Below are 11,384 nucleotides of genomic sequence, written 5' to 3'. Positions count from 1 at the left end.
AGGAGGATCAAAATGATTGACAAACAGTTTGACAAAGAAACCTTCAAGAAAAGTGTAAAAGACAACGTTAAGTTTCTTTACCGCAGAAAGCTTGAAGAGGCAACTCAGGAGCAGCTTTTCCAGGCAGTAAGCTACACAGTGAAGGATGTGATCATCGATAACTGGCTTGATACACAGAACGCTTATGAAAAGCAGGATCCGAAGATCGTATATTATATGTCCATGGAGTTTCTTATGGGACGTGCCCTTGGAAACAACCTTTTAAACCTTGGTGCATACGGTGAAGTGAAAGAAGCTCTTGAAGAGCTTGGAATCGACATCAATGCACTTGAGGATCAGGAGCCGGATCCGGCTCTTGGAAACGGTGGTCTGGGAAGACTTGCAGCATGCTTCCTTGATTCCCTTGCAACACTTGGATACAGTGCATATGGCTGCGGAATCCGTTACCGTTATGGTATGTTCAAACAGGAAATCAGAGACGGATACCAGGTTGAGGTTCCGGATGCATGGCTTGAAGAAGGCTATCCATTTGAGCTTCGTCGTCCGGAGTACGCAAAAGAGGTACATTTCGGGGGATATGTAAGAGTTGAATATGACCAGGCAACCGGCCAGAACAAAGTTGTCCATGAAGGATATCAGGCAGTAAAGGCAATCCCATACGATATGCCGATCGTTGGTTATGAGAACAATGTAGTAAATACACTTCGTATCTGGGATGCTGCTGCTATCGAAGAGTTTGGATTTGATTCCTTTGACAAAGGTGATTACAAGAAAGCCGTTGAGCAGGAGAACCTCGCAAAGGATATCGTAAACGTTCTTTATCCGAACGATAATAAAATGTCCGGTAAAGAGCTTCGTCTGAAACAGCAGTACTTCTTCGTATCTGCAAGTATTCAGGCTGCAATCGAGAAATATAAGAAAACACATAATGATATTAAGAAGCTCCACGAGAAAGTCGTATTCCAGATGAACGATACTCATCCGACTATGGCAGTTGCAGAGCTTATGCGTCTTCTTATGGATCAGGAAGGTCTTGGCTGGGATGATGCCTGGGCTGTAACTACCAAATGTGTTGCTTACACCAACCATACCATTATGGCTGAGGCTCTTGAGAAATGGCCGATCGAGCTGTTCTCCAGACTTCTTCCACGTGTATATCAGATCATCGAAGAGATCAACCGTCGTTTCATCATTGAAGTACAGAATAAATATCCTGGAAACTATGAGAAAATCAAAAAGATGGCAATCATCTATGACGGACAGGTTAAGATGGCTCACCTTGCAATCGTTGCAGGCTTCTCTGTAAATGGTGTTGCAAGACTTCATACTGAGATTCTGGAAAAGCAGGAGTTAAAAGATTTCTATGAGATGATGCCAGAGAAATTTAATAACAAAACCAACGGTATCACTCAGAGACGTTTCCTTCTTCACGGAAACCAGAATCTTGCTGCATGGATTACAGACCATATTGGACCAGACTGGATCACAGATCTTTCCCAGATCAGCAAGCTGAAGGTATATGCTGACGATGAGAAGGCTCTTCAGGAGTTTATGAACATTAAATTCCAGAACAAACAGCGTCTTGCAAAATATATCCTGGAGCACAATGGTGTTGAAGTTGATCCTCACTCCATTTTCGATGTACAGGTTAAGAGACTTCATGAGTATAAGAGACAGCTTCTCAATATCCTTCATGTAATCTATCTGTACAACCAGATTAAATTACATCCGGAGATGGAATTCTATCCAAGAACCTTCATCTTTGGTGCAAAAGCTTCTGCAGCATATGAGCGTGCGAAAAAGATCATCAAACTGATCAACTGCGTAGCAGATGTTGTAAACAATGATCCATCAATTGGCGGCAAGATCAAAGTTGTATTTATTGAGAATTACAGAGTATCTAATGCTGAGCTGATTTTTGCAGCAGCAGATGTTTCCGAGCAGATTTCTACTGCAAGTAAAGAGGCTTCCGGTACAGGTAACATGAAGTTCATGCTGAATGGTGCTCCTACACTTGGAACCATGGACGGTGCAAACGTAGAGATCGTTGAGGAAGTTGGTCAGGAGAACGCATTCATCTTCGGTATGAGCGCTGACCAGATCATTAACTATGAGAACCATGGCGGATACGATCCAGACTTTATCTACAATACAGATGCTGAGATCCGTCAGGTATTGATGCAGCTGATCAATGGAACCTTCTCCAGCGATACAGAGCTGTTCAGAGATATCTATGATTCTCTTCTGAATACTAAGAACTGCTCCAGAGCAGACCAGTATTTCATTCTCGGAGACTTCAGATCCTATGCTGAGGCTCAGAAGAGAGTGGAGGCAGCTTACAAAGATGAGAAGAAGTGGGCGAAGATGGCACTTCTGAACACTGCATGCAGTGGTAAATTCTCCTCTGACAGAACCATCCAGGAGTATGTAGATGATATCTGGCATCTGGATAAGGTTACTGTAACCAAGAGCGAGGCTGCTGAGAAATAAATAAGGGCAGATTCATTTTGCGAAAAAAATTATAAGAAATAATAAAGGCTGTGTTCATGCCAGGATAAATAAATTCTGGCATAGACACAGCTTTTTATATAAGATCAGAAATCTTCTTTCTGCCAGTACTCATAGGGCAGCATATGATACATTTTCCTTACGGTAGTCCGCTGACTGACATAGAGCTTTGCCAGCTTGCGCTTCTGTATATAAAGATCTTTAGGCATTTCTTCAAGGTCGTAGGGAACCTTGTCGTTTACATAATACGTTCCAAAAGAATAGAAATCAGCATTGCAGTCTGTCTCTTTATAGGCTTCTGCTACAAGCTGGTGAGTCATCTGGTGGTGGTGATGGCCGTACTCGCCGTCTGCGTTGTGAGTGGCAACCTGTTTCCAATCTTTATAGTTCAGAACGGTGGTAATATCTGCTTCCATATCTTTTTTCCAGTAGTTCCAGCTGCTGCGATCTTTTCCGATTTTGTCCGGGTAGGAAAGAATCAGATATTTGTCCCCGGTAGCTTCCATTACGGATTTAAATTCTGCGCTTCGAACCGGATCATTTCCACGGGTCATACACACTACCAGATAATCGTCTTCAATCAAGTGCCGTCCACCCCAGAGCAAATCATCATCTGGGTGCGCCACAAACATCACCTTGTCGTAACCATCCAGATCAAGGGCGTCCAGATCGGCAGCAGTTACATGGGGCAGATTCAGGTAAGGATAAAAAAGATAAAGCTTATGGCAGGCAAAGGCAATCGCGCTTAGTATTACAATTGCCGCCAGTAACTGTTTCCAGTGCCGCACAAACCAGGAAAAAAGGCTGGCAGTGTTGGAACTGGGAGAAAAATTATTTTTCATATCAGGTACTCCATTTCTGAGTTTATTTGTATAGACGAAATCGAAATTGATTATTTGTAATAATTATACTATATTTGAGATAAGTTACAAGCTAAGATATAATGCCATAAAAAATAATGGAGGATGAACATGAAAGAACTTCTTTATGGAGTAGCATATTATGATGAGTATATGCCGTATGACCGCCTGGATAAAGATGTGGAAATGATGAAAAAAGCGGGAATCAATACCGTTCGAATTGCCGAGTCTACCTGGAGCACTTGCGAGCCGCAGCCAGGAGTATTTGATTTTTCCCATGTGGAAAGAGTAATGGATGCCATGGAAGAGGCAGGAATCAATGTGATTATCGGTACGCCTACCTATGCTGTGCCTACATGGATGGTGAAGGCGCATCCGGATGTACTGGCTGAAACAGTAAGAGGAAGAGGTATTTACGGTGCCCGTCAGATCATGGACATTACCCATCCGGTGTACCTGTTCTATGCGGAGCGTGTAATCCGAGAACTGATGAAGCGCACAGCACATAGAAAGTGCGTCATCGGCTTCCAGCTGGATAATGAGACGAAATATTACGGAACTGCTGGAAAAAACGTGCAGGAGCAGTTTGTGAAATATATTCGTGAAAAATTCCATGATGATCTGGATGCCCTGAATTACGAATTCGGGCTGGATTATTGGAGCAATCGAATTAATGCATGGGAGGATTTTCCAGATGTGCGTGGTACGATCAATGGAAGCCTTGGCGCAGAATTTGAGAAATTCCAGAGAACTCTGGTGGACAAATTCCTCGGCTGGCAGGCTGATATTGTAAATGAATATAGAAGAGAAGACCAGTTTGTAACCCATAATCTGGATTTTGAGTGGCGTGGATATTCCTATGGCATTCAGCCTTATGTAAACCATTTTCATGCGTCCCAGTGCCTGACAATTGCAGGAACCGATATTTACCATCCTACACAGGATGACCTCACTGGCGCAGAAATTGCATTCGGCGGAGATCTGATCCGATCCCTGAAACAGGACAACTATCTGGTAATTGAAACCGAAGCACAGGGATTTCCTGGATGGACACCATATAAAGGACAGTTGAGACTACAGGCATACAGTCACCTGGCATCTGGCGCAAACAGCGTGATGTACTGGCACTGGCATTCCATCCATAATTCTTTTGAGACATACTGGAAAGGCCTGCTCAGCCATGATTTCCAGGAAAATGCCACTTACAGGGAAGCCTGCACAATTGGTAACGAGTTTGCCCGCCTTGGAAAACATCTGGTTAATCTGAAGAAGAAAAATGAAGTGGCAGTACTGGTCAGCAATGAAGCGCTTACTGCCCTGAACTGGTTCCGAATCCAGGAACAGGCACCCGGCGCGGATGCTAAGAGTATCTATTATAATGACGTTATGCGTTGGATGTACGATACTCTGTATCACATGAACGTAGAATGCGATTTCATCTGGCCAGAGTCCGAGAATCTGGAGCAATATAAAGCAATTGTAGTACCAGCCCTGTATGCGGCACCTGATGAGCTTCTCATACGGTTAAAACAGTATGTGGAAAATGGCGGAACCCTGATTGCATCCTTTAAAACTGCTTTTGCAAATGAAAATGTGAAGGTAAGTCATCAGGTGCAGCCACATATTCTGAGCAACTGCTTCGGAGTCCATTACGATCAGTTCACTTTCCCGAAAAATGTAGGCTTAACAGGGGAAGTCATTCCGGAAAAAACAGATCAGAAAGGCAATGCACACCCAGCTGCGAATGTATTTATGGAGCTTCTGGTTTCGGAAGGAGCAGAAGTGCTGGCATCTTACGAGCACTATAATTGGAAAGATTACGCCGCTATCACCCGAAACCACTACGGAAAAGGCCAGGCCGTATACATCGGCTGCATGACAGACGAGGAAACCCTGAAGTCCGTTTATAAAGCCGTGCTCCCGGAAGCAGGCGTAGAAATCCCAGAATACCACTACCCAATTATTGTGCGAAAAGGTTTGAATGATCTGGGAAAAACTGTTTGTTATTTCTTGAATTATTCTGGTATGGAACTGGAAATGCCTTATGATTATAAAAATGGCATAGAGCTGTTAGAAAACACCGCCGTAGAAAATGGCACCGCTCTCCAAATGCCTGCATGGGGTGTGAAAATCGTGGAAGAAGCTTAAAAAGAAACCATAAAAAGTCCCGGTAAACGGTGGAAAGACATCGGTTACCGGAACTTTTTGTGTTACCAGTATTTGTTTGGAACACCAGTAGCGTGATTTGTTTGGTCCGTGTGTTGGTTTATATGCTGGCGGCTTTCTGCCTGGTCTGATTGTGGTTGTAAGGAAAGCGGATATAGGTCTAAATAATTTAATGCACATAAAACGTGATTTTTGTGTTAAGATAGTAATGAAAAACGTGAGAAAATTGCGAATAAAAGCTTATAAAACGTGATGACTTTTCTTGAAGGGGTGAGACTATGTATTTTAGGATTATATTATTACAAAAAAGAAAATGCAACTTTGGAAGAAGATTTTTTTGTCAGGACAAAAGATGAACTGGTTCCGGTTGAAGTAAAGGCAAATAAAAATCGCTCAAAATCTTTAAGAAAACTGATTGATAATGAAAGTTACAGCGATATTAAGTGGGGAATAAAACTGGCTGACAGCAATGTGGGAATAGAAAATGGCATTTATACATTTCCATATTTCTGCTCCTTTTTGATTAAAAGGTATCTGGCAAAAAAAGGTTAAAGTTAAACGGCTGCCGCATTGTTCAAAGTGTTTTGATAATGTGGCAGCTGTTTATTAATTAAATTCTCTTCAGTTCATAGCTTCTTGTTCCAAGTCCAATCTTCTGTCCATGATCCAGAGTTGCTTCCCACTCTACATTCGGATTGGAATCCATAAAGTGGTTGTGGTGGCAATGCCATTCTGGTTTCGCAAGGTTGTCACCAAGCTGGCTGTTGCGGATTGGCTCCGCAGCAAGACATGCATCTACGCAGGCCTGATCAAGAGCAATGGGATCGAAGCTTGCGAACATTCCAATATCCGGAAGAATCGGAGCATCATTTTCGCCGTGGCAGTCACAGTTCGGGCTGATGTCCTGAACCAGAGCGATATGGAAGCATGGGCGTCCATGACAGACTGCCTGTGCATACTCTGTCATCTTACGGCAGAGAAGCTCATTGGAATTGCTGTGCGGGTTGTGAATTGCATCAAAGCTGCAGGCACCGATACAACGGCCGCAACCCTTACATTTCTCATAATCAATGACCGCTTTTTTCTCAGGATATGTAATAGCGTCACTTCCGCATTCCTTTGCACAGCGTTTGCAGCCGTGGCAAAGGTCTGTTTCGATAACTGGTTTACCACTATTGTGCTGAGCCATTTTTCCGGCACGGCTTCCGCAGCCCATACCAATATTCTTGATTGCGCCGCCGAAACCGGTGGCTTCATGTCCCTTGAAATGAGTAAGGCTGATGAATACGTCAGCGTCCATTACAGCACGGCCGATTCTGGCAGTTGGACAATACTCCGCATTCTCTACAGGAACTTCTACATCATCTGTACCGCGAAGTCCGTCACCGATAATGATCTGACAACCAGTGGTGATAGTATTAAAGCCATTCAGATTCGCACAATCCATGTGCTCCAGGGCATTCTTACGGCTTCCCGGATAAAGGGTGTTACAGTCAGTAAGAAACGGCATTCCTCCAAGCTCCTTACAAAGATCGGCTACTACTTTTGCATAATTGGGGCGCAGGAAAGCAAGATTTCCAAGTTCGCCGAAATGCATTTTGATGGCAACGAATTTACCCTCCATATCGATGTCTTTGATTCCTGCTGCGATGCAAAGCTTTTTCAGCTTGTCCAGCTGGCTTGTGCCGACTTTACAGCGGAAGTCAGTGAAATATACAGTTGATTTTTCCATAAAATTCCTCATTTCTGATTTTTATTTATCTTCATATTATTCTTGTGATTGCTTTAATGTCAAGTTATTTTTGTACTATAGCGTGTCCTCAAAATCGTTCCCACAAATTGTAACTCACATCTTGCAGAAAGCCTTTTCAAACACGTTTTAAAAGAACTTCAGAACATCCTCCAACTCTCTGCGTCTCGGACGGCTGGGCTCCTCATCGGCTTTTCCCACAGCAATAACGGAAACAATGGTTTCACTTTCCGGAATAGAAAGCATTTCACGAATTTTGTCCCCATCCCGAAGTCCCATAATCAGAGTGGAAAGACCAAGCTCTGTGGCTTTCAGAATCAGGTTTTCGTTCTGAAGACCAAGGTCGTAACAGCCCCATCCATTTCCAATCTCATTATCAGGAGTGCCGTCTGTCTGGAAACCGGCACGGTTATGTACGAAGGTGGTGACGATTAAAGCTGCATGCTCAGTTTTTACATCGTTATTAGCGTAACACAGGCATTCCTTACGAAGCTTCTGACTCATGTCCGCTGATAAAACACAGTAATAACGACCTGTTTCTGTATTCTTCCATGATGGCGCTTCCAAAGCGGCCTGTACAAGCTGCTGGATCTGCTCTTTAGTAACATTTGTATGGGAACTGTACTTACGCACAGATCTTCTGTTCTCAATAAGTGTCTGAAATTCCATGAAAAAGCCCCCTTAAAGTATGTTTTGGCTGTATTTTAGCATAATTCATTGGATGTGAAAAGTTAAAATTTTTTGTAACCTTTCTCCCTATTTATTTGTATAATTAGTGAAGGTACCCGACACAAGAAAATAACAGACCGCTGCTTTTCATACTGATCAGCAGCCAGAGGAGTTCTCATGAGACAACCAGTTCAACAGCTGATCCAGCTCTACCAGAACAATCTTTTTACCGCAGCGTTTAATATCTGTCAGAATCAGATGGATGCGGAGGATGCTGTTCAGGAGACGTTTGTTCAGTATTACACCAGCAGAAAAGAATTTGAAAATGAGCAGCACATCCGGGCATGGCTCCTTCGTGTGGTTATCAATAAGGCGAAAAATATAAACAGGACTTTCTGGAAGAAAAATAAATGCTCTCTGGAGGATTATATGGAAACTCTTTCTTTTCCAGATTCCCAGTCAAGAGATTTGTTTGAAGAGGTAATGAAGCTTCCGGACAAGTACCGCATTGTGATTCACTTGTTTTATTACGAAGATTATCTCGTCAGGGAAATAGCCGAAATCCTGAAGCTTTCAGAAAGCAATGTAAAGGTTCGGCTTTCCAGGGGAAGAGCCTTGCTTAAGGATTCTTTAAAGGAGGAATGGGAAAATGACGAATGGTGAAAAATATAAAAAAGCTTTTTCCGTATTGCAGACTTCAAAGGGCTCATTACAGGAGGTTGAAAATATGGCAAAATTACAGAAAAGAACAAAAATGAAAACTGCAGCTGCAGTGATTGCAGGCTGTATTATCCTTGGAGGAACCGGTACTGCATATGCAGCGAATGTTGGAGGTATCCAGCGCACGGTTCAGATCTGGCTTCATGGTGATCAGACACAGGCGACCTTAGATGTTTCCAATGACGGTACTTATACTATGGAATACTATAATGAGGATGGCACACTTCATCAAACCGGTGGCGGTGGAGTATCTATTGATGCTGACGGAACTCAGCGCGCCCTTACAGTGGAAGAACTTATGGAAGAAATTAATTCCCCGGATGTAGAATATAAAGAGGATGGAAGCGTATGGGTTTATTTTCGTAATCAGAGTATTGACATTACCGACAAATTTGATGATAATAATGTGTGTTTTGTAAAGGTTACAGATGGAAAAGAGACATTCTATTTAACGGTGAAATATAAGAATGGGTACACCTTTTCAAATGATAAATATATAGAACCGTAGAGCATTTTTCAAATACGTTCTAAAGCGTTTCGCAGGCGTGGAACAGCTGACTTTGACTTTCATATATGGTGCTGTCACCGACAAGTCTGTTTGGATAAATGAATTAAGCAAGGATGGCGAGGGGCAAAGGTCTCTCGCCTGATTTACGTAAGGGGGATGAATATGATTTATGAATTAAAAGAAACGGGCAGAGCCACTGCTCTTTTTGCAGGCTGGCAGGATAGTGTAGTCTGGTCCGCATTGCAGGGAGTGATGGGAAAAATCTATGTGGATTCTCTGGAAAAACTGGAGAGTGGTGTTGCTATGCTTGGGGATTTCTGCTTCCTGAGTGGAAAACCGGAATCAGAAGTTATTTCTGGAGCTTTGGCAAACAGTGCATCAGAGGAAGTGATTCTGGTTCCGCAAAATGATGACTGGGCACAGATGATTGTGGAATGTTACGGGGAGAAGGCAGAGAAAGCGATCCGTTATGCAATCAAAAAGGAACCTGGAATCTTTGATTTAAAGCAGCTTCAGAAGGTAGCACAGAGTTTGCCAGGAGAGTATGAGATGAGACTGATCGATCAGGAGCTTTTTGAAATTTGCAGAGATACACAGTGGAGTAAGGATTTGACAGCAAACTACGAAAGCTATAGTCAATACAAAGAGTATGGACTTGGTGTTTGCATTTTAACGGGCGGGGAAGTAGTCGCCGGAATTTCCTCTTATTCTGGTTATGGCAGAAGAAGTGACGAGAATCTTGGATGTCATGGTGGAATTGAAATTGAGGTAGTAACCCGTGAGGACTACCGGAGAAAAGGTCTTGCATATATCGGAGCGGCGCGGCTGTTTCTGGAGTGTGACAAACGCGGGCTTTATCCAAACTGGGATGCAGCCAACAAAATGTCAGTAGGACTGGCAGAGAAACTGGGGTATCATTTCAGTCATGAGTATGTGGTTTATAAAGTGAAAAAGTAAGTTGCGGCGAACCTGGAAGTATGGTAGAATATGAAAGACTGAAACGAAACATTATATAATTGTGATTTTTGTTATAAAAAAGCAAAGAAAACACTCATAATAGAAGAAAATTGTCAATTGATTGAAAAAGCAGCGGAAGCATTCAGCTGAAAGAATGGGATGTAAGGCCGCTTTTTAGTGGAAGTAGGAGAACTTATGACTGGATTTAAGAAGCTGGAAAATAGTTTAATAGATGTAATAAAGGAAGAACAGGCTAAGCTTGGCTTTAAGGAAGAGAAGATTCACTTATATTATCCGCTATCTTCCCTAAATCATTTTTTTTCTGTGCAGGACAGTGCAGAAGAAATGTTGGCTCGTCTGCAGAATCTGCCGGAAGAGCTGACTTCCAAGCTGGGAAATGTGGCGGTGTCTCATAAAGGGGACAGATTCTGTTTTTATATTCCGGAGCCTGGAAGCGTTTATGTGCATGAGAATATGAAAGAGAATGAATTTATCAAAGTGCTCATCGAACTGGTTCAGAAGCATGACTGCACAAAGGTGAAATTACTTGACCTGTTTACTTCTTACTGGGAAAAAACAGAAAGTCAGGAAATGGACAATGGAGAATTTGATTTCTATATCCGTTTCCTGGATAAGGCAGATGATACCTATTATTACTGCTTTAAGGATGAGGGATTCCATTTCATTTATCACAGATTTCTGCCAGAGGATTATGAGGATTTTGGATTTTGAACAAGCGTAAATCTTGACAAACAAGAAAACTTGTGCGTATATTGTTAAAAAGCTATTGGACAAAACATATTTTTTAACAGAGTTTAAGGGGGAAACGAAAATGGATTTGAAAAACTATTCAACAGGTGTCCAGCATATTGGAATTCCAACAAATGATATTGATAAAACTGTAGATTTTTACCATAAACTGGGTTTTGAAACAGCTTTTGAAACAGTTAATGAAGAGGCGGACGAGAAGGTTGTATTTCTGAAGCTTGGAACTCTGGTTGTAGAAACATATGAGAATCATGCAGCAGTCCTTCGGGTTGGTGCAATTGATCATGTTGCACTCGATGTTAAGGATATAGAAGAAATTTATCAGTACATTAACCAGGCTGGTTTGAATACCACACAGGACAGTATTCATTTTTTACCATTCTGGGAAAATGGAGTAAAGTTTTTCACTATTGAAGGACCGAACAAAGAGAAGGTTGAATTCAGTCAGTACTTATAAAGGATATTTATAACAGGAAGC

Annotated in this window: 11 protein-coding genes; 8 read left to right on the top strand and 3 right to left on the bottom strand. The window is 42.3% G+C overall.

The window, feature by feature from the left end; translation table 11 throughout:
- Positions 1-15: 15 nt before the first annotated feature.
- Positions 16-2,490 (top strand): glycogen/starch/alpha-glucan phosphorylase, encoded by a 2,475-nt coding sequence (locus AB5618_RS04950; RefSeq protein WP_368366559.1) that lies wholly within the window; start codon positions 16-18, stop codon positions 2,488-2,490.
- A gap of 104 nt (positions 2,491-2,594) precedes the next feature.
- Here the strand turns inward: AB5618_RS04950 and AB5618_RS04945 are convergent, their stop codons facing one another.
- On the bottom strand, positions 2,595-3,350 hold the full coding sequence (locus AB5618_RS04945; protein ID WP_173715737.1) for a PIG-L family deacetylase: 756 nt from the start codon (positions 3,348-3,350) through the stop codon (positions 2,595-2,597).
- Positions 3,351-3,479: 129 nt separating this feature from the next.
- Between AB5618_RS04945 and AB5618_RS04940 the strand changes: the two genes are divergently transcribed.
- Positions 3,480-5,516 (top strand): beta-galactosidase, encoded by a 2,037-nt coding sequence (locus tag AB5618_RS04940; RefSeq protein ID WP_173718049.1) that lies wholly within the window; start codon positions 3,480-3,482, stop codon positions 5,514-5,516.
- 339 nt (positions 5,517-5,855) lie between these two features.
- A complete protein-coding gene (locus AB5618_RS04935) occupies positions 5,856-6,086 on the top strand; it encodes a hypothetical protein (protein WP_226840928.1) in 231 nt (76 codons plus the stop codon).
- 58 nt (positions 6,087-6,144) lie between these two features.
- Here the strand turns inward: AB5618_RS04935 and AB5618_RS04930 are convergent, their stop codons facing one another.
- Positions 6,145-7,266 carry a DUF362 domain-containing protein gene (locus AB5618_RS04930; RefSeq protein ID WP_368366544.1) on the bottom strand — a complete coding sequence of 374 codons (1,122 nt, stop codon included), beginning with the start codon at positions 7,264-7,266 and terminating at the stop codon, positions 6,145-6,147.
- Between the two features lie 147 nt (positions 7,267-7,413).
- On the bottom strand, positions 7,414-7,953 hold the full coding sequence (locus AB5618_RS04925; protein WP_118577635.1) for a nitroreductase family protein: 540 nt from the start codon (positions 7,951-7,953) through the stop codon (positions 7,414-7,416).
- Positions 7,954-8,130: 177 nt separating this feature from the next.
- Here AB5618_RS04925 and AB5618_RS04920 point away from each other — a divergent pair, with 177 nt between their 5' ends.
- The 5 genes from AB5618_RS04920 to AB5618_RS04900 all read left to right on the top strand — a co-directional run bounded on the left by AB5618_RS04920 (position 8,131) and on the right by AB5618_RS04900 (position 11,363).
- Complete coding sequence (locus tag AB5618_RS04920) at positions 8,131-8,616, top strand: RNA polymerase sigma factor (protein ID WP_118577634.1); 486 nt, start codon at positions 8,131-8,133, stop codon at positions 8,614-8,616.
- Between the two features lie 64 nt (positions 8,617-8,680).
- Positions 8,681-9,181: a hypothetical protein gene (locus tag AB5618_RS04915; RefSeq protein WP_368366543.1), complete on the top strand. Its 501-nt coding sequence runs from the start codon at positions 8,681-8,683 to the stop codon at positions 9,179-9,181.
- Between the two features lie 162 nt (positions 9,182-9,343).
- Complete coding sequence (locus AB5618_RS04910; protein ID WP_313718884.1) at positions 9,344-10,138, top strand: GNAT family N-acetyltransferase; 795 nt, start codon at positions 9,344-9,346, stop codon at positions 10,136-10,138.
- Between the two features lie 195 nt (positions 10,139-10,333).
- Positions 10,334-10,870 carry a DUF3877 family protein gene (locus AB5618_RS04905; protein WP_118577631.1) on the top strand — a complete coding sequence of 179 codons (537 nt, stop codon included), beginning with the start codon at positions 10,334-10,336 and terminating at the stop codon, positions 10,868-10,870.
- A 100-nt stretch (positions 10,871-10,970) separates the two neighbouring features.
- Positions 10,971-11,363: a VOC family protein gene (locus AB5618_RS04900; RefSeq protein ID WP_118577630.1), complete on the top strand. Its 393-nt coding sequence runs from the start codon at positions 10,971-10,973 to the stop codon at positions 11,361-11,363.
- Positions 11,364-11,384 lie beyond the last annotated feature (21 nt).

Origin of the sequence: Ruminococcus sp. J1101004sp1_RTP21198st1_B9_RTP21198_201120, assembly GCF_040924245.1 — a bacterium.
Taxonomy (GTDB): Bacteria; Bacillota; Clostridia; order Lachnospirales; family Lachnospiraceae; genus Blautia_A; species Blautia_A faecis.
This window is presented reverse-complemented; position numbering and strand designations above follow the sequence as displayed.